This is a genomic window from Bacteroides sp. AM16-24 (genome assembly GCF_003471885.1).
GTDB lineage: Bacteria > Bacteroidota > Bacteroidia > Bacteroidales > Bacteroidaceae > Bacteroides.
Genome location: NZ_QRKI01000025.1, coordinates 14,154 through 31,952, shown reverse-complemented (window position 1 = coordinate 31,952; position 17,799 = coordinate 14,154). Strand labels below are relative to the sequence as shown.

18 protein-coding genes are annotated in these 17,799 nt (G+C 44.4%); 7 read left to right on the top strand and 11 right to left on the bottom strand.

Annotated features, from left to right (window positions below; all coding sequences use genetic code 11):
• Positions 1 to 35 precede the first annotated feature (35 nt).
• The 6 genes from DW182_RS20635 to tsaB all read right to left on the bottom strand — a co-directional run bounded on the left by DW182_RS20635 (position 36) and on the right by tsaB (position 5,390).
• A complete protein-coding gene (locus tag DW182_RS20635; RefSeq protein WP_118296673.1) occupies positions 36 to 1,187 on the bottom strand; it encodes a 1-deoxy-D-xylulose-5-phosphate reductoisomerase in 1,152 nt (383 codons plus the stop codon).
• Between the two features lie 11 nt (positions 1,188 to 1,198).
• Positions 1,199 to 2,059, bottom strand: coding sequence for a M23 family metallopeptidase (locus tag DW182_RS20630; RefSeq protein WP_007214905.1), 861 nt, complete (start codon positions 2,057 to 2,059; stop codon positions 1,199 to 1,201).
• Between the two features lie 42 nt (positions 2,060 to 2,101).
• A complete protein-coding gene (gene rimM / locus DW182_RS20625) occupies positions 2,102 to 2,638 on the bottom strand; it encodes a ribosome maturation factor RimM (protein ID WP_118296672.1) in 537 nt (178 codons plus the stop codon).
• A gap of 42 nt (positions 2,639 to 2,680) precedes the next feature.
• The gene (gene murA, locus DW182_RS20620) at positions 2,681 to 3,985 is read right to left on the bottom strand and encodes a UDP-N-acetylglucosamine 1-carboxyvinyltransferase (RefSeq protein WP_118296671.1); all 1,305 of its coding nucleotides are present in this window, start codon (positions 3,983 to 3,985) and stop codon (positions 2,681 to 2,683) included.
• A gap of 88 nt (positions 3,986 to 4,073) precedes the next feature.
• Positions 4,074 to 4,694 (bottom strand): DUF4290 domain-containing protein, encoded by a 621-nt coding sequence (locus tag DW182_RS20615; RefSeq protein ID WP_118296670.1) that lies wholly within the window; start codon positions 4,692 to 4,694, stop codon positions 4,074 to 4,076.
• A 3-nt stretch (positions 4,695 to 4,697) separates the two neighbouring features.
• The gene (gene tsaB / locus DW182_RS20610) at positions 4,698 to 5,390 is read right to left on the bottom strand and encodes a tRNA (adenosine(37)-N6)-threonylcarbamoyltransferase complex dimerization subunit type 1 TsaB (protein WP_118296669.1); all 693 of its coding nucleotides are present in this window, start codon (positions 5,388 to 5,390) and stop codon (positions 4,698 to 4,700) included.
• A gap of 203 nt (positions 5,391 to 5,593) precedes the next feature.
• On the opposite strand from tsaB, the gene DW182_RS20605 reads away from it, so the two are divergent.
• The 6 genes from DW182_RS20605 to nadD all read left to right on the top strand — a co-directional run bounded on the left by DW182_RS20605 (position 5,594) and on the right by nadD (position 9,403).
• Positions 5,594 to 6,145: a LemA family protein gene (locus DW182_RS20605; RefSeq protein ID WP_118296668.1), complete on the top strand. Its 552-nt coding sequence runs from the start codon at positions 5,594 to 5,596 to the stop codon at positions 6,143 to 6,145.
• Positions 6,146 to 6,156: 11 nt separating this feature from the next.
• Entirely contained in the window at positions 6,157 to 7,086 is a 930-nt protein-coding gene (locus DW182_RS20600; protein ID WP_118296667.1) for a DUF3137 domain-containing protein, read from the top strand.
• A gap of 82 nt (positions 7,087 to 7,168) precedes the next feature.
• Entirely contained in the window at positions 7,169 to 8,047 is an 879-nt protein-coding gene (locus DW182_RS20595; protein ID WP_118296666.1) for a YicC/YloC family endoribonuclease, read from the top strand.
• A 13-nt stretch (positions 8,048 to 8,060) separates the two neighbouring features.
• Positions 8,061 to 8,624 (top strand): guanylate kinase, encoded by a 564-nt coding sequence (gmk, locus tag DW182_RS20590; RefSeq protein WP_118296665.1) that lies wholly within the window; start codon positions 8,061 to 8,063, stop codon positions 8,622 to 8,624.
• 9 nt (positions 8,625 to 8,633) lie between these two features.
• Positions 8,634 to 8,837 carry a hypothetical protein gene (locus DW182_RS20585; RefSeq protein WP_118296664.1) on the top strand — a complete coding sequence of 68 codons (204 nt, stop codon included), beginning with the start codon at positions 8,634 to 8,636 and terminating at the stop codon, positions 8,835 to 8,837.
• Positions 8,834 to 9,403, top strand: coding sequence for a nicotinate (nicotinamide) nucleotide adenylyltransferase (gene nadD / locus DW182_RS20580; protein WP_118296663.1), 570 nt, complete (start codon positions 8,834 to 8,836; stop codon positions 9,401 to 9,403). The genes DW182_RS20585 and nadD overlap by 4 nt, the downstream gene beginning before the upstream one ends.
• Before the next feature lie 12 nt (positions 9,404 to 9,415).
• On the opposite strand, the gene DW182_RS20575 is transcribed toward nadD, so the two are convergent.
• Positions 9,416 to 10,030 carry an HU family DNA-binding protein gene (locus DW182_RS20575; protein WP_118296662.1) on the bottom strand — a complete coding sequence of 205 codons (615 nt, stop codon included), beginning with the start codon at positions 10,028 to 10,030 and terminating at the stop codon, positions 9,416 to 9,418.
• A 566-nt stretch (positions 10,031 to 10,596) separates the two neighbouring features.
• Here DW182_RS20575 and DW182_RS20570 point away from each other — a divergent pair.
• Positions 10,597 to 11,901 carry a 6-bladed beta-propeller gene (locus DW182_RS20570; RefSeq protein WP_118296661.1) on the top strand — a complete coding sequence of 435 codons (1,305 nt, stop codon included), beginning with the start codon at positions 10,597 to 10,599 and terminating at the stop codon, positions 11,899 to 11,901.
• A 118-nt stretch (positions 11,902 to 12,019) separates the two neighbouring features.
• On the opposite strand, the gene DW182_RS20565 is transcribed toward DW182_RS20570, so the two are convergent.
• The 4 genes from DW182_RS20565 to DW182_RS20550 form a co-directional block, all read right to left on the bottom strand.
• The gene (locus tag DW182_RS20565; RefSeq protein ID WP_118296660.1) at positions 12,020 to 13,357 is read right to left on the bottom strand and encodes an NADP-specific glutamate dehydrogenase; all 1,338 of its coding nucleotides are present in this window, start codon (positions 13,355 to 13,357) and stop codon (positions 12,020 to 12,022) included.
• Positions 13,358 to 13,617: 260 nt separating this feature from the next.
• On the bottom strand, positions 13,618 to 13,791 hold the full coding sequence (locus DW182_RS20560; RefSeq protein ID WP_118296659.1) for a hypothetical protein: 174 nt from the start codon (positions 13,789 to 13,791) through the stop codon (positions 13,618 to 13,620).
• Positions 13,788 to 16,076 carry an NADP-dependent malic enzyme gene (locus DW182_RS20555; RefSeq protein ID WP_025834143.1) on the bottom strand — a complete coding sequence of 763 codons (2,289 nt, stop codon included), beginning with the start codon at positions 16,074 to 16,076 and terminating at the stop codon, positions 13,788 to 13,790. The genes DW182_RS20560 and DW182_RS20555 overlap by 4 nt, the downstream gene beginning before the upstream one ends.
• 227 nt (positions 16,077 to 16,303) lie before the next feature.
• Positions 16,304 to 17,584: an O-acetylhomoserine aminocarboxypropyltransferase/cysteine synthase family protein gene (locus DW182_RS20550; RefSeq protein WP_007667750.1), complete on the bottom strand. Its 1,281-nt coding sequence runs from the start codon at positions 17,582 to 17,584 to the stop codon at positions 16,304 to 16,306.
• Positions 17,585 to 17,799: the final 215 nt, after the last annotated feature.

Here is a 17,799-nt window from a genome sequence, read left to right as displayed (position 1 = left end):
ACTATATTAAATGCGGCTTATCATTGATACCGCTATCACTTTATAAGTTCTTGTGCAATACGGCGTGTCATCTCATCCGTAGCTACATAGTCTTCATATTCCGGTTTTGCCACAAATGATACGATAGACATTGCTTTCTCTATCACGTCACTCATGCCGAGGAATGAAATTTCATCCCGCAGGAAAGCGGCAACTACCACTTCATTGGCTGCATTTACGATACAAGGCATATTTCCGCCTTTATGCAAAGCTTCGTAAGCCAAAGCCAGATTACGGAAACGGGTGGTATCCGGTTGTTCGAATGTCAGGTTTGTGCACATCTTGAAATCTAACCGGGGAAATGAAGCCTTCAAGCGTTGCGGATAAGAGAATGCATACTGAATAGGCAGACGCATATCCGGCATACCCAATTGTGCCTTTACTGCACCGTCTTCAAACTGCACCATCGAATGTATAATAGATTGCGGATGTACTACCACTTCAATCTGATCCGGACGTACACCGAATAACCATTTTGCTTCTATCACCTCGAACCCTTTGTTCATCATTGAAGCGGAATCAATCGTGATCTTCGCTCCCATATCCCAATTAGGATGTTTTAAGGCTTGGGCTTTGGTTACCGTAGCCAGTTGCTCCATTGTGCAATTGCGGAACGGACCACCGGATGCCGTAAGGATCACCTTCTCTATCGGATTGCCGAGCTCCCCCGCTAAACATTGGAAAACGGCTGAATGTTCGGAATCTACCGGTAATATAGGTGTACCGGATAGGCGTGCCATATCGTTAATCAGCTCACCTGCCACAACAAGCGTCTCCTTGTTGGCAAGAGCGATAGGCTTACGGGCACGAATAGCATTCATGGTTGGTTTCAGTCCGGCATAACCTACCATCGCAGTCAATACGATATCAATTTCCGAGTCTTCCACAATCTGGCAGATAGCGTCCGTTCCTGAATATACTTTGATAGGCAGGTCGGCGAGGGCTTCTTTCAGTTGGGCATATTTCGTTTCGTTGGCTATAACTACCGCTTCAGGCTTGAATTTCCGAGCCTGAGCAATGAGTTCTTCTACACGGTTGTTGGCGGTCAGCACATACGCTTCGTACTGGTCGGATTGTTCTTCAATCACTTGTAATGCCTGCGTACCTATGGAGCCGGTAGAACCGAGTATAGCAATTTGTTTTTTCATTTATCTATCACTTAAAATACAATATATTGTTCCGGATTCACCGCCCGTCCTTTGTGCCATAACTCAAAGTGCAGGTGAGGACCGGTTGTCAGTTGTCCGCTGTTTCCTACCAAAGCAATAGCCTCTCCGGCCTGTACAGTGTCTCCTTCACGTTTCAATAAGGAACTGCAATGTTTATATACGGATATAAAGTCTTGATTATGTTGTACTTCTATCACATACCCTGTTTCGGCCGTATAAGTACTCAAGATAACTGTACCATCCAGCGTAGCAAGTACGCTCTCTCCGGGATTAGCAGCGATATCCGTACCGTAATGTTTTCTGTCAGCGTCAAACTTATCTGTGATCATGCCTCGCGTGGGACGATAAAATATCAATCCTTCTATGTCCGGGCGGGCTGTAATGCTTGTCAGATTATACTTTTCTGTTTCTTCATATTGTTTCCGGAACTCCGCTTCCCGCTGTGTGCGTTCCATCAACGAGTCTTCGCGTACGGTAGTCAGTGAGTCCATATTGTGCACAGTATCTACCCGTATGGTCCCACTGAAAATATCCTGTATATTCATGATATACAAATTCTGGCGATCTACCAACTGTTGAAGTGAATCTACTCGTAAAGCATTCTCTACCACTTGGGCACGGATTTCACTGTTCATATATCCCGGCAAGTAGTTACGCAACGGAGTGAAAGCAATGATAACTGAGGCAACCAAAAACAAAACAGTCAGCACAGAAAGTAATACCGAGATGCCGTTTAGCTTGGATACACGGAGACCGACTACTTCTTCGAGTGTATTCTCGTTGATGATAGTCAGCTTATATTTGAATTTGATATTACTCCAGAATGCTTTATGTCGTTTCTTTTTCACCATACGCGTTTATCACTTTATCGCCCTATCGCTTTATCACTCATATTACACTTCCTCTGTTTCATCCAAAGCCAGCAATCCTTCGGGTAAATCCATTGTGATTACTTTGTGCTTTTGGTCAATGTTCAGGATGAATTCTTCTTGTGCAGGAATCAGTAACTCTTCTCCCTGATGATCAACTACAAACAAGGTGTTGATGGTTGCAGTATCCATCTCTGTCACTTCTCCCAAGTCTCCGTGGTTAACTTCTTCTATGCGGAAACCTACGAAGAAATCCCAGGTTAGTTCTCCCGGTCCGGCATCTTCGGCATGTTTGGCAGGAAAATAAACTTCCACGTTGGTGAACATTCGTGCACGTTCTGCCGTGTCTACTCCTTCCAGCTTTACCAATGCAGTGGAGTCGGAGCGGAAACGGTATTCCTCCAGGAAGAAAGGTACGAAAATACCATCCAACAGGCAGATCAGGTATTCAGCTTCCACCCGGTCAAAAATGTCATCGGTGAATGTGAATGACAACTCACCGTGAATGCCGTGCGGTTTGTTGAATACTCCTATCTTATATACATCTTCTCTTTTTATCATCTTATCATCCTACCATTCTGAATCATCTTCCCTCATCCCATATCATATTCTCGTAATTCTAGCTCCGATAGCGTTCAGGCGTTTTTCGATGTCCTGATACCCCCGGTCTATTTGCTCAATGTTGTGGATACGACTGCTGCCTTCCGCACTCATGGCGGCAATCAGCAATGCAATACCGGCACGAATATCAGGTGAAGTCATATTTCCGCCTCGCAGACGCATGGCATGGTTATGGCCAATGACAACGGCACGGTGAGGATCGCAAAGAATAATCTGTGCTCCCATATCTATCAGTTTATCCACGAAGAACAGGCGGCTCTCGAACATCTTCTGATGGATAAGCACACTGCCTTTTGCCTGAGTGGCAACTACGAGCATTACACTCAGCAAGTCCGGTGTCAGTCCCGGCCAGGGAGCATCGGCAATAGTCATAATGGAACCGTCCATGAACGACTCTATCTGATACGTTTCCTGTGCAGGAACATAGATATCATCTCCTTGTTGTTCCAGTTTGATACCCAGACGGCGGAAACTTTCGGGGATGATGCCCAGGTTTTCATAAGAAACATTCTTGATGGTGAGCTCACTTTGCGTCATGGCTGCCATACCGATAAAACTGCCGACTTCGATCATATCGGGAAGTATCGTATGCTCGGTACCGTGTAGTTCGTCCACTCCTTCAATGGTCAACAGATTGGAGGCAATGCCTTGTATCTTGGCGCCCATACGATTCAGCATCTTGCAAAGTTGTTGCAGATACGGTTCGCAGGCAGCATTATAAATCGTGGTTGTTCCTTTGGCCAGTACAGCTGCCATCACGATGTTGGCAGTTCCGGTTACCGAAGCTTCGTCCAGCAACATGTAGGTGCCTTTCAGTTCGCAAGCTGAAATCTCGTACGCTTCGCGTTCTGTATTGTACGAGAAATCTGCACCCAGGTTCTGTATACCGATAAAGTGAGTATCCAGGCGTCTGCGTCCTATCTTGTCACCACCCGGTTTTGAAATCATCGCTTTATGGAAGCGTGCTACCATTGGGCCGATTAGCATAACCGAACCTCGCAGACTGGAACACTTCTTCAGGAATTCATCACTTTCCAGATAACTCAAATCTAGCTTTTCAGCTTTGAAACAATACGTATCAAGCCCTTTTCTGGATACCGTAACGCCCATGTCACGCATCAATTGAATGAGATTGTTGACGTCCAGTATATCCGGAATGTTATGTACGGTCACCTCTTCGGCTGTCAGCAGCGTGGCGCAGATAATCTGCAATACCTCGTTTTTTGCGCCTTGCGGATGAATCTCGCCGGATAATCTGTGTCCTCCTTCAATTACGAATGATGCCATAAATTGGGATTTATGACTTATGATTTATAATTTATGATTTATGAACGGACCTGCCGCTTATAAATCATAAACTGAAATCATAAATCTATTAGTACTTTCTCTTATTATTCCGGTTATCTCTCCGGTTATTCTGATTGTTTACTTTCGGACGGTAGTTCTGATTAATACGTTCAGCCATCAGTTTGATGATGTCATCCGTCATCTGCAATTTGCCACCCGAATATTCGTTAAGATCTTCTGCAATTTTACGGTCGTCTACCGTATCTTTGTTCCAGGTCATGAAGTCTTTCTTCATGTGGTTGCAGATCAGGGCAATCAGATTCTGCTTTTCATCTCCTTCGGGGAAATCAATTGCTTTCTTTATCAATACTTCCAGTGTACGGCCGTAGTGGCGGTAACGGATTTTTGTACTGGGATAGGGGATTACTTCCGGACGGGTATTCAGATTATCTTTGCGGATAATTTCATACGGGTAATCAATATCCAGTTTGAAGTCGGACATGATAGCCAGATGATCCCATAGTTTATGTTTAAAATCGGGTACATCACGCAGATGCGGGAACATATTACCCATAATGTTGATAATGGTGTTTGCGCAACGTTGGCGTTCTGCGCGATCTTCGATTGTTAACGCGTGGTCAACCATGTTTTGGATGCTGCGTCCGTATTCCGGCAAAGGCATCCGCTTTTGTTGAGTGTTATATTGCATATATTATAAAAGTTTTTTCGGTTGGGAAGCTACAAACTCTTTCAGGTAGAATGGTTCAAAATAAGCTACATCCTTAAAGTCGTTTTCGGCTATTGCTTTTTCGGCAAGTGGAAACATCATCTTTGCCAGCGGACGAATATCGTCAATGAAATGCGCATTGGGATGAGTTATTTTTTCTTTGCACTTGGCTGCTCCGTCTCCAAAGAAATAAACGGGATGTTGATTCAGAAATTCCGTATAAGAGTTTTCGTCTACAATGTCAGCGGCTATGTCGCGCACAGGTTTCAGGGCACGGTCGTAGATGGCAGCATATACTTCCATGCGGCGTGCATCAATCATCGGGCATAACAGTGCGTCTTCAGGCAATTCATCATGATAAAGCAATACCGGCACGCATTGTACTTTCAATGTCGGAAGACCGATCAGCGGAATATTACGTCCGTAGCAAACTCCTTTCACCATAGATACACCGATACGTAGCCCAGTGTAAGAACCCGGTCCGCAACTCACTGCTACTGCATCAATCGGCATGGCATGACTGTCGGCAAACGACAGAGCTTCGTCTATAAATACTCCCAGCAGAGCGGCATGAGACGGGCCGTTCAGATCTTCTTTGTTAAATACATTTTGTCCATCTTCACTCACAGCAACGGAGCATGCCGAGGTGGACGTTTCAATATGCAAGATACACGACATAGTCTTTTGTTAGTTTAATTGTGGCAAATTTACAGGTTTATTTTCAGATACACAAGCGAATCCAAAAAGGGTTCGGTATCTTTCTTACGGCATAATTGGCAGGTTTTTAGATTATTTCTATCTTTGCTATCTGATTTTAGGAATAAATACTGAATTCGTTAACATAAAATAACCGGCACAAGGAGGTCGTTGTATCTGTAATTATGATCGTAGCTATTATTATTGTACTTTTTATTTTGGTGGTGATTTCGATGTACAACTCATTGGTGAGAAAGAGAAATCAGATAGAAAATGCTTTTTCCACTATCGATGTCATGTTGAAACGCCGCTTCGATTTGATACCCAATCTGGTTGCAACTGTTCAGCAATATGCCAAGCATGAAGCCGATACATTTGCTGCAATAACGGAAATGCGCAATAAGACTTACACTTCTCTTAATGACAGCGAAAAGGCGGAATTTGACAAAATGTTTTCTAAAGTGCGTACTCAATTCTTTGCAGTGGCGGAGAACTATCCCGAACTAAAAGCTTCTGAAAATTTCCTGCAATTGCAGCGTTCGCTCAATGAAACGGAAGAACAGTTGGCTGCTGCCCGCCGCACTTACAATGCTTCTGTAACCGATTACAATAATGCCGTCCAGACTTTCCCTACAAATCTGTTGGCAGGTATGTTTGGTTTTACAAGGAAAGCGGTGCTGACAATTCCGGAAGCAGAACGTGCAACTCCGGATGTAAAGAACTTATTCAATTCATAAAATAGCCGGCAATGGATTATGTAGATTTTGACTCTCTGGCGCAGAAACTGGCCCCCACATTGCAAGTTCTGGAAAATAAACGTAAGGAACTCCTGAGGAAAGGGCGTTCAGAGGGTTTGATTTATGCTGCTATTTTTCTGATAGTAGGAGTGATCGCTTTGCTAATACTTAAATTGGAAGGGATCTTTGGCCCGATAGGTATTGTTGTTATTTCTGTTATCATTTTTATTACTTGTATCAATAATAAATCGAAAATATTCTCCTCTTTCTATAAAGAAGAAGTGGTAGATGAAATAATCCATGCCTTTTGTCCGAATGCGACCTACTCTCCGAATGACGGAGTGGGTGAGGATCTTTTTAGAAATAGCGGACTGTTTACTTCTCCCGACCGTTATCATGCCGAAGATCTGATAGAAGGATGTCTGGATAAAACCAGCTTTATCTGTTCCGAAGTACATGCTGAAGAGCGTAGGGCTCGTTCTACCAAGAATGGAGTGCAATATTATTGGGAAGATATTTTCAAAGGATTTCTTTTCATTGCTGACTTCCATAAGGAATTTCTGGGAGAAACGACTGTTTTGCGGGATAGCTTTTTCAAAATTAAGATGGGAGCTTCAAGAGTGAAAATGGAAAATCCCGATTTTGAAAAAGTCTTTGATGTCTTTTCCACGAACCAGATTGAGGCCCGCTATCTGATTACCCCTTCCATGATGGAAAGAATGTTGAAGTTGGACAGCAATTTCAAGAAAGGAGTTACCATCAGTTTCCGGAATTCTACGATTCTGGTCGCCATTCCGGATTCAAAGAACCGGTTTGAAGCAGATGTGTGGAGTTCTTTGAATGATATGAGCATCCTTAAATCAGACTTTGCAGTGCTTCAATCCTTGCTGGAAATTGTAGATGAACTGAACTTGAACACACGTATTTGGAGTAAAGAGTGAGCGATAAACACATCACTTATTTCTTGAATAATTTTCACTAATGAAAATATTCATGTAATTTTGCGGAAAACTAAAGAATCTTATGATACAATCCATGACCGGATACGGTAAAGCGACCGCTGAACTGTCCGATAAGAAAATCAATGTAGAAATCAAATCGCTCAATAGTAAAGCGATGGATCTGTCAACCCGCATCGCTCCCCTCTACCGGGAAAAAGAAATAGAAATCCGTAACGAAATTGCTAAGGCACTGGAACGTGGTAAAGTGGATTTCAGTCTGTGGATTGATAAAAAAGATGCCTGTGAACTTATTACTCCCATTAACCAGGATGTGGTAGTGGCGTATTACGAACGCATTCGTACCATCTCCGAAACTACCGGTATCCCTGCACCCGAAGACTGGTTCTCTACTTTGCTCCGCATGCCGGACGTGATGACCAAGAACGATATTCAGGAACTAAGCGAGGAAGAATGGAAAGCTGTTCATGCCACTGTGCTTCAGGCTATCCAAAGTCTGGTTGATTTCCGTATACAGGAAGGCGCGGCTTTAGAGAAGAAGTTCCGCGAAAAGATTTCCAATATTGCCAAATTACTGACTTCTGTTGATCCGTACGAAAAAGAGCGTGTAGAAAAAATCAAAGAACGCATCACGGATGCTTTGGAAAAGACCATCAGTGTGGACTATGATAAGAACCGTCTGGAGCAGGAACTCATCTACTACATTGAGAAACTGGATATCAACGAAGAAAAACAACGCCTGAGCAACCACTTGAAATACTTCATCAATACGATGGAGGATGGAAGCGGACAAGGTAAGAAGTTGGGTTTCATTGCCCAGGAAATGGGACGTGAAATCAATACGTTGGGAAGCAAGTCCAATCATGCTGAGATGCAGAAGATTGTAGTGCAGATGAAGGATGAGCTGGAGCAAATCAAAGAACAGGTATTGAACGTGATGTAATTACTATTTCAATATGGCTAAACTTATTATCTTTTCAGCCCCTTCAGGGTCAGGGAAATCAACGATTATCAACTATTTGCTGGGGCAGAACCTGAATTTGGCTTTTTCTTGTTCCGCTACCAGCCGTCCGCCACGTGGAACAGAACAGCATGGAGTGGAATATTTCTTTCTTTCTCCCGAAGAATTCCGTACTCGCATTACCAATGACGAGTTTCTGGAATATGAAGAGGTGTATAAAGACCGCTACTACGGTACATTGAAGTCTCAGGTAGAAGCTCAGTTGGCTGCCGGACAAAATGTGGTTTTTGATGTGGACGTTGTAGGTGGCTGCAATATAAAGAAGTATTATGGCGACCGTGCCCTGTCAGTATTTATTCAGCCTCCTTCGGTAGAGGAGCTTCGTAAGCGTCTGGTAGGACGTGGAACGGATGCTCCCGAAGTGATAGAAGCCCGTGTGGCCAAAGCTGAATATGAACTGACGTTTGCCCCTAAGTTTGATAAAATCATTGTAAATGATGATTTGGAGAAGGCAAAGGCGGAAGCTTTGCAGGTTATTACAGAGTTTTTGTCTGAATAATTGGTTCCTATGTATACCCCGAAACCTGTTTCTTCCAAGCAGAACAAAGCATTGTTGATCCTCAATATTCTCTTGGCACTTGTCTCTCTTGTGTCAGGGTTGATTGCTTTGTATTACCTGCAATGGACAATCATTATTGGTATGTCTGTGGTACTGCTTTCAAGCTGTATCAATATTTATACTTGTTGGAAACGTATGAAAACAAAAGAATGAAAACGGGTATCTTCAGCGGTTCTTTCAATCCGGTACATATCGGACATCTTGCCCTCGCCAACTATCTTTGCGAGTATGAAGGGCTGGATGAAGTGTGGTTTCTCGTAACCCCTCATAATCCGTTGAAGGAAGAAGATGAATTGATGGATGATACCTTCCGTTTGAAGTTGGTTCAACTTGCCATTGCGGGGTATCCCAAGTTTAAAGCTTCTGATATTGAGTTTAATCTGCCCCGTCCGTCCTATACTGTCCATACGCTGGATAAACTGAAAGAAACCTATCCCGACCGGGAATTTCATTTGATTATCGGTTCGGATAACTGGGGGCTTTTTCCCCGCTGGTATCAGTCGGGGCGTATTCTCGTTGAAAACCATATTCTTGTGTACCCTCGTCCCGGTTATCCGGTTTCTTCCGATTCCCTTCCGGAGAATGTAAAAGTAGTTTCTTCGCCTACTTTCGAAATCAGCTCTACCTTTATCCGCCAAGCGATGGAGGAAGGGAAAGATGTTCGTTACTTCCTCCATCCTGCGGTTTACGAGGCATTGCTTTCTGCGTTTTCCCGCTGAAAGGAGTATGGCTTATTTTTGATTCCTCTTTATATAAACTACTGAACGTCCCCCACCCCGTTTGCGGATAATGCCTTCTGCCAGATATTCTTGTAAGTCACAACTGGCACGCCTGTCCGTCACATTCGTCAGGCGGGAGTATTCGGCGCGTGTGATGCAGACATTTGCTTCCAGGAATTTCAGCATCATCTCTTTTCTTTTTTCCGGGGCTACTGCCGTTTTTTTTGCCGAAGCCTTTTTGTCTATTCGTTCCAGTTCCATTTGATACCTAACGTACTTTTTGAAGGCTTTGCTTGGGCGGAACTTCACGGTTTCAAACCGTACGGACTCGGCACGAATATCTTTCTTGTTCATGGCGGTCCGCGTGCATTTCAGCGTAGTGCTGAAGTAACCCAGTTCGTCCAACTCCACATTGTAGCCGTCGGCAAGCCAGTCGCCCAGTGCATTGCTGATGGCTTGCATGATGCCCACTATCATGGCGTGCGGCATGTGCTGCTCTTTCACCATTCGTTCCTGAAATTCTTTTGCCGTAATGGTGCCTTTAGAGCGCACACGTGCGTGCAACGGTTTTTTCTTTCCTTCGCCACTGGGATCCGGTGTTTCGTAGAGGTCATAATAAGTACTCATATATACATTGTTTTAAGAGGTTTATACTTCCGTAGAAACAAACTGGCACCAGACTGCAAGAAACTAATGTCGGATGTGCTACGAACTAATATTTTTCATACTAAAAAATATTCATACTACAAATATAGTAGTTTCTTACAATAGTTATATTATTTACTTACAATAATTATAGAGTTTTCTTACAACAGTTGATATATGAATAGTTTTTAGTATGAAAAATATTAGTTTCTTGCGGTGCGGGGATTAGTTCTTAGTAGGTTTGATATTAGTTTTATGGCAGTGACGGGAGTTAGCCTGAGATGCATGAGGATGCAAATATCGTTTTTAATTCTTCTTCTGTTACTGGCATAATATATTGAAGGATAAAGCCATTATTGCAAAAGTAGGGATTATCTTTGGAAAGGCATGCAAAAGGCAGGCTAAAATATGCTTTATATGTTTGTAAATTCTCCTATTAATTTGTTCCTTTGTAGAAAGGAGTTTGAAAGAATATGCAAATGGAGCATTCTATAGATGATAATAAACTGAAGTACATCATGTAAAGGACCAATTAATATCTGAATATTATGAAATACATTCCTTTGTTATTAGTCTGTGTGCTAATAAGTTGTACATCCGGTAATAAACAACAAGCTTCGACTATCGAAGCCAATGGTGTTGCTGTGATAAATTTGTCCGAAAATGTATCGGATGCTTCTTCACTGCCGTTGAGCGATGCCGTTGCTAAAGTAGAGTTTGTGTGTTTGGAGGCAACTAATGAGGCGCTGACAGCAGGCATTCATCTAATGCAAGTAACAGATCATGATATTTGGATAGCGCATTATAAAGATAATCGTATTCTACGTTTTTCCCGTTCGGGAAAGTTCTTAAACATGGTAGGCAATATAGGACAAGGACCTGGTGAGTACGTCACTCTGGGTGAATTCTTCATTGACGAAAATCATAAAGAAGTCTATATTGTAGGTGGAGGCGTTTTGGTGTATGATTTTGAAGGGAACTTTAAGAGAAACGTTATAGGGTATAATCACTATAATAAATTTGCAGCAGCTTATATGCAACATGCACTGTTCGAAAACAACTTTTTCATTGCACAAAATATAGCACTGTACAGACCGGTACCCATAGACTCTTTGTGGTCTTTTGCACTGGTAGACAGTTGCTTTCATTTAAAAAAGATGTTTAAGAATCCGGCTCATATAGGTAGAGAAGAAGGTATCATTAAGAATTGCGCTCAGATGAATAATTTTGCTAATTATTGGAAAGAGAATCTGACTAATATAGATACTTATGGTAACCAATTAACCCTTAAATATCCTGATACTGATACTATCTATCGATATGACATTGCTCATGAAAGTTTGAGCCCTCAATATTCCATCTTTACAAAAGAAGAAAAAGGAGATTACGAGCAGACTCATTTATGGTTTAGAGAAAGAAAAGCTTTCGATTACTTCTCTATCAGCTCTTATTATCCAAGCAAAGATTATGTCTATTTGGTGGGGAGCAAAGGGGATAAGGTACTGACTTATTGTTACAACAAACAAGATGGAACTGTGAGGGAGCAAAAGCGGCAAGGCGAAATTAAAGAACGCCAAGTGCCCTGGTTCAACATACCTTTACGGCGTATAGAACGTCCTTTTGTTTTGGATAATGACTTGTTGGGAGGTGAATTTACAGTTGATTATCGTTCTGCCGGTAAGTATTGGATAGATGTGCTGGAACCTTTTAGTGAAGATAACTGGATTGATATAGATCGGATAAAAGCCACCAAGGTAAAGGATGAAGCTAAAAAAAAAGAACTTGTTGAGGCTCTGGAAAATGTTGGCGAGGAAAGTAATCCGATAGTATTGATTGCGACATTGAAGCAGTAAAAAAACGGATTTAAGGATGAAGTCTAAGCTGATGAAGAAAATAACGATGAGTTATAAAGAGAATCCCCTTCACACCGAGTTTGAAGGGGATTCCCAATATATAACAACTATAGCTTTCTTACACGATACCTTGTGCCATCATAGCTTTTGCCACCTTCATGAATCCGGCAACGTTAGCACCTTTCACGTAGTTCACATAACCGTCAGCTTCCGTACCATACTGTACGCAGGCTTCGTGAATGTTCTTCATGATGCTCTTCAGTTTCTCGTCTACCTCTTCAGAGCTCCAGCTCAGTTTGATAGAGTTCTGAGTCATTTCCAGGCCGGATACTGATACACCACCTGCATTGGCAGCCTTACCCGGGGCATACAGAATTTTGGCATCCTGGAATACTTTGATAGCTTCCGGAGTAGAAGGCATGTTAGCACCTTCGGAAACAGCCATTACACCGTTTGCTACTAACTGGCGAGCGTGGTCGCCGTTCAGTTCGTTCTGGGTTGCGGAAGGCAGAGCGATGTCAGCTTTTTCACCCCAAGGTTTAGCTCCTTCTACATATTTCACACCCGGGTATTGCTCTGCATACTCGCGAATACGTCCACGGTAGAGGTTCTTCAATTCCATGATGTAGTCCAGTTTCTCGCGGTCGATACCTGCCGGGTCGTAAACGTAACCGTCAGAATCAGACATAGTGAGTACTTTACCACCCAGTTCCAATACTTTTTCAGCAGTGTATTGAGCTACGTTACCGGAACCTGAAATCAGGCAAGTCTTGCCTTTCAGGTCAGTACCCTTAGTCTTCAGCATTTCCATCAAGAAGTAGATGTTACCATAACCGGTAGCTTCCGGACGAATCAGTGAACCGCCGAATTCGCGGCCTTTACCAGTGAATGTACCGGTAAATTCACGAGTCAGTTTCTTGTACATACCGAACATGAAACCTACTTCACGACCACCTACACCGATATCACCGGCAGGAACGTCAGTCTCAGGACCGATGTGACGCCACAGTTCCAGCATGAATGCCTGTACGAAACGCATTACTTCGGCATTGGATTTACCGCGCGGAGAGAAGTCGGAACCACCTTTACCACCACCCATAGGCAGAGTAGTCAGAGAGTTTTTGAAAGTCTGCTCGAAAGCAAGGAATTTCAGGATTGAAAGGTTTACAGAAGCGTGGAAACGAATACCACCTTTGTACGGGCCGATAGCGTTGTTGTGCTGAACGCGGTAACCCATGTTGGTCTGAATGTTACCCTTATCGTCCATCCAAGTCACGCGGAACTGGTAAACACGATCGGGGATGCAAAGACGTTCAATCAGATTGACTTTGTCAAACTCCGGGTGTTTGTTGTACTCTTCTTCAATTGTAGAAAGTACTTCTTCCACTGCCTGATGATACTCTGGTTCGTTGGGGAACCGTCTCTTCAAATCTTCTAATACCTTAGCTGCGTTCATAATCTATTTCTTTTATTGGTTATTTTTCAGTTGACAAGAGTTCAGTTGACAAGTTGACGAGGAGCCTGGTTGATAAGGTATTTGCATTACCGTAGGGAATTCCTTGTAACTTGTTTCCTCGTATCTCGTTTCCCTTTTTCTCTCTTGCGGTTGCAAAAGTACACATAAAAATGAGACAAACAAACAATTTATAAATAAAATGCGGTAGAAAACAACATTTTTATTGTTTTCTACCGCAAAAAGGAATAAAAAGATATTATTTATCCTTTCTTTAATGATTTTATTACCGGAATGAATACTAACGCTGCCGAAATGATAAGCGTCATGATGACTGGTCCATCAATTCGTTCGACAGTAGTCAGAACTATGTAGCAAAGTGCTGCCCAAAGCAGCACAATGCAAACACTTTGTGATTTCGATAACGGACGTCTCATTTACCTGCTTTCTTTTTGTCCACGATAGCATCGATAACGGCTACTGCGGTGATATTTACAATGTCGCGCACGGAACTTTCGAAGTCAGTGAAGTGGATAGGTTTGTTCAGTCCCATCTGTATCGGGCCAATCAATTCCATTTCCGTATTCATGGCTTGCAACAGTTTGTATGCGGAGTTGGCAGAGCTCAGGTTCGGGAATACGAGGGTGTTCACATCCTTGCCTTTCAGACGGGTGAAAGGATATTTGGCGTCACGCATCTTGCGGTCCATGGCGAAGTTCACCTGCATCTCACCGTCGATGGCGAGGTCTGGATAATTCTGCTGCATGTACTCTACGGCTTCGTGTACGCTTACCGGACTGCCTTCGGTGTCTGCACCGAAGTTGGAGTAGCTTAGCATGGCCATTACCGGGGTATGGTTGAAGAAACGCACGGTGTGCTCTGACAGTTTGGCAATGTCAATCAATGTTTCGGCATTGGGATGACGGTTAATCAGTGTATCAGCTAGGAAGTAGGTACCTTTCTTGGAGTTCAGGATGTGCATCGTACCGAAATGTTTGTATTGCGGTTGTATGCCGATGACTTCCTTGGCTACCTTGATAGTGTTGCTGTACTTTGTATAAAGACCGGTGATGAATGCATCCGCATCGCCTGTTTCTACCATCATCATACCGAAGTAGTTGCGTTCGAACATCTTGTCGTTGGCTTCCTCGTAGGTGGCACCCTGGCGGGCACGTTTTTCAGAAAGGATGCGGGCATAACGTTCGCGGCGTGCTGCTTCGTTCGGATGGCGCAGGTTTACGATTTCGATGCCTTCCAGGCTGAGGTCGAGTTCCTTTGCCAGTTTCTCGATGGTCTCGTCGTTACCTAAAACGATGGGATGGCAGATACCTTCGGCTTTGGCTTCTACGGCTGCTTTCAGCATATTGGGGTGGGAACCTTCGGCAAATACCACACGTTGCGGATTGCGGCGGGCGGTGTCGTAAAGCTGGCGGGTGAGTTTGCTTTCGTAACCCATGAGTTCGCGGAGTTGTACGCAGTAAGCATCCCAGTCTTCGATGTTCTTGCGGGCTACACCACTTTCCATGGCTGCACGTGCTACGGCGCAGGAAACTTCGGTGATAAGACGCGGGTCAACCGGTTTCGGGATGAAGTATTCGGGGCCGAAACTGAAGTTGTTAACATGATAAGCCTCGTTCACAACATCGGGTACGGGCTGTTTTGCCAGGTTGGCAATGGCATGTACGGCGGCAATTTTCATTTCCTCGTTGATGGCTTTTGCCTGAGTATCGAGCGCGCCACGGAAGATATAGGGGAAACCGATTACGTTATTAATCTGATTCGGATAGTCTGAACGTCCGGTTGCCATCAGTACATCGGGGCGGGCTGCCATGGCATCTTCGTAAGAGATTTCCGGTGTAGGATTGGCCAGTGCGAAAACGATAGGAGACGGGGCCATGCTGCGTACCATGTCTTGTGACAGTACGTTTCCTTTGGATAATCCCAGGAATACGTCGGCGCCTTTGATGGCTTCTTCAAGAGTATGGATGTCGGTACGGTCGGTGGCGAAGTAACGCTTCTGTTCGTTGAGGTCGGTACGTGTCTTGCTGATAACGCCTTTGCTGTCCACCATCACGATGTTTTCCAGGCGGGCACCCAGCGAAACGTACAGCTTCGTGCAGGATACGGCCGATGCACCGGCACCGTTCACAACGATTTTCACATCTTCAATCTTCTTGCCTGCTACCTGCAAAGCGTTCACAAGTCCGGCACTGGAGATGATGGCTGTGCCGTGTTGGTCGTCGTGCATCACGGGGATGTCGAGTTCTTCTTTCAGGCGGCGTTCTATTTCGAAACATTCGGGAGCTTTGATGTCTTCCAGGTTGATGCCACCGAAAGTAGGGGCGATGGCTTTGACTGCCTGGATAAATTTCTCAGGGTCTTTCTCGTTCACTTCGATGTCGAACACGTCGATACCGGCGTAAATCTTGAAAAGCAATCCTTTACCTTCCATTACGGGTTTGCCGCTCAATGCGCCTATATCGCCCAGACCGAGCACTGCGGTACCGTTGGAAATTACAGCTACCAGATTACCCTTCGCTGTATATTTGTATGCGTCTTGCGGGTTCTTTTCTATTTCAAGACATGGTTCCGCCACGCCGGGGGAGTATGCAAGTGAAAGGTCGGTTTGGGTACTGTAGGGCTTGGTAGGCACTACTTCTATCTTACCTGGTTTGCCTTGTGAGTGATACAGCAAGGCAGCTTCTTTGGTTATCTTAGCCATGGTAGTTGATTATGAGTTGTTAGTTAAAAGTTATAATTTGGGCGCAAAGGTAGGAATAAATGTGATAAAATGTAAGTGCGTGTGCGATAAAAACTATTAAATTGTACTTCTTTGGATGTAATATGGAGAGGAGAAACTAGTAAGGCGAAAGATTTTTCAACCTTTCGCCTTACTTATTATAATATAATTCTTTCGGATATTCTTTGCTTGATAAACATTTCTTGAAATTATGCATTCAGCGCCTGTTCAATATCTGCAATGATATCATCCGCATTCTCGATACCAACCGAGAAACGGATCAGGTCGGGACGTACACCGGCTTCCATCAATTGTTCGTCCGAAAGCTGACGGTGCGTATGGCTGGCGGGGTGCAGCACGCAGGTGCGGGCATCGGCTACGTGGGTGACGATAGCTGCCAGTTTCAGTGAGTCCATAAATTTGATGGCTACTTCGCGACCTCCTTTCAAGCCGAAGGTGACAACACCGCAAGAACCGTTTGGCATATACTTTTGTGCCAGTTCGTGATATTTGTCTCCGGGCAGGCCACAGTAATTAACCCATGCCACCTTATCGTTTTTGGAAAGATATTCGGCAACTGCCTGTGCATTCTTGCAATGTTGCGGCATACGCAGGTGGAGCGTTTCAAGACCGATATTCAGCAAGAATGCATTCTGCGGAGACTGAATGCTGCCAAGGTCACGCATCAACTGTGCGGTGGCTTTGGTGATATAAGCCATTTTGCCGAAAGCTTTTGTGTAAGTCAGGCCGTGATAAGATTCGTCGGGCGTACACAATCCGGGGAATTTGTCGGCATAGGCATCCCAGTTGAAGTTTCCGCTATCCACGATGGCACCGCCTACGCTGGTGGCATGGCCGTCCATATATTTGGTGGTGGAATGCACCACGATATCGGCGCCCCATTCGAACGGGCGGCAGTTAATAGGAGTCGGGAAGGTATTGTCTACAATCAAAGGCACGCCGTGGCTGTGGGCGATGCGGGCGAACTTTTCGATATCGAGCACTTCCAGCGTCGGGTTGGAGATGGTTTCACCAAACAGTGCCTTGGTGTTCGGGCGGAAAGCGGCTGAGATTTCTTCTTCCGGTGCGTCCGGGTTGACGAAAGTAACTTCGATGCCCAACTTCTTCATTGTCACACCGAAGAGGTTGAAGGTTCCGCCGTAGATGGTGGATGAACAGACGAAGTGGTCGCCTGCCTGACAGATATTAAAAATAGCGTAGAAGTTGGCAGATTGTCCGCTGGATGTCAGCATGGCGGCCACACCACCTTCGAGGGCGGCTATCTTGGCGGCAACGGCGTCATTCGTAGGGTTTTGCAGGCGGGTGTAGAAGTAGCCGTTCTCTTCAAGGTCGAAAAGGCGTGCCATTTGCTCGCTGGTTTCATACTTGAAGGTTGTACTTTGGTAGATGGGGAGCACGCGGGGTTCACCCTTCTTTGGAGTCCATCCGGCTTGTACGCAGAGTGTCTCCGGTTTTAATTGTTTTGCCATAATGCTATCTATTTTTATAGTTTCTTATCAATTAACGCATTTATGGGCGCAAAAGTAGGGAAAATAATTGTATTTTTGTCCGCAACAGTTGAAGTAATTTGTAAAAGCTACAAGCTACGAGCTACGAGTGACAAGTTCCTTTCGGCGTGGTAGCCGGGCAGACAAAGCGCAGCAACTTGTCACTTGTAGCATATAGCTCGTAGCTCATTAATACC

What these genes read in the sequence shown, in the direction of transcription:
- DW182_RS20635 (WP_118296673.1), bottom strand. Translation starts at nt 1,187, where the DNA reads ATGAAAAAACAAATTGCTATACTCGGTTCTACCGGCTCCATAGGTACG.
- DW182_RS20630 (WP_007214905.1), bottom strand. Translation starts at nt 2,059, where the DNA reads ATGGTGAAAAAGAAACGACATAAAGCATTCTGGAGTAATATCAAATTC.
- rimM (WP_118296672.1), bottom strand. Translation starts at nt 2,638, where the DNA reads ATGATAAAAAGAGAAGATGTATATAAGATAGGAGTATTCAACAAACCG.
- murA (WP_118296671.1), bottom strand. Translation starts at nt 3,985, where the DNA reads ATGGCATCATTCGTAATTGAAGGAGGACACAGATTATCCGGCGAGATT.
- DW182_RS20615 (WP_118296670.1), bottom strand. Translation starts at nt 4,694, where the DNA reads ATGCAATATAACACTCAACAAAAGCGGATGCCTTTGCCGGAATACGGA.
- tsaB (WP_118296669.1), bottom strand. Translation starts at nt 5,390, where the DNA reads ATGTCGTGTATCTTGCATATTGAAACGTCCACCTCGGCATGCTCCGTT.
- DW182_RS20605 (WP_118296668.1), top strand. Translation starts at nt 5,594, where the DNA reads ATGATCGTAGCTATTATTATTGTACTTTTTATTTTGGTGGTGATTTCG.
- DW182_RS20600 (WP_118296667.1), top strand. Translation starts at nt 6,157, where the DNA reads ATGGATTATGTAGATTTTGACTCTCTGGCGCAGAAACTGGCCCCCACA.
- DW182_RS20595 (WP_118296666.1), top strand. Translation starts at nt 7,169, where the DNA reads ATGATACAATCCATGACCGGATACGGTAAAGCGACCGCTGAACTGTCC.
- gmk (WP_118296665.1), top strand. Translation starts at nt 8,061, where the DNA reads ATGGCTAAACTTATTATCTTTTCAGCCCCTTCAGGGTCAGGGAAATCA.
- DW182_RS20585 (WP_118296664.1), top strand. Translation starts at nt 8,634, where the DNA reads ATGTATACCCCGAAACCTGTTTCTTCCAAGCAGAACAAAGCATTGTTG.
- nadD (WP_118296663.1), top strand. Translation starts at nt 8,834, where the DNA reads ATGAAAACGGGTATCTTCAGCGGTTCTTTCAATCCGGTACATATCGGA.
- DW182_RS20575 (WP_118296662.1), bottom strand. Translation starts at nt 10,030, where the DNA reads ATGAGTACTTATTATGACCTCTACGAAACACCGGATCCCAGTGGCGAA.
- DW182_RS20570 (WP_118296661.1), top strand. Translation starts at nt 10,597, where the DNA reads ATGAAATACATTCCTTTGTTATTAGTCTGTGTGCTAATAAGTTGTACA.
- DW182_RS20565 (WP_118296660.1), bottom strand. Translation starts at nt 13,357, where the DNA reads ATGAACGCAGCTAAGGTATTAGAAGATTTGAAGAGACGGTTCCCCAAC.
- DW182_RS20560 (WP_118296659.1), bottom strand. Translation starts at nt 13,791, where the DNA reads ATGAGACGTCCGTTATCGAAATCACAAAGTGTTTGCATTGTGCTGCTT.
- DW182_RS20555 (WP_025834143.1), bottom strand. Translation starts at nt 16,076, where the DNA reads ATGGCTAAGATAACCAAAGAAGCTGCCTTGCTGTATCACTCACAAGGC.
- DW182_RS20550 (WP_007667750.1), bottom strand. Translation starts at nt 17,584, where the DNA reads ATGGCAAAACAATTAAAACCGGAGACACTCTGCGTACAAGCCGGATGG.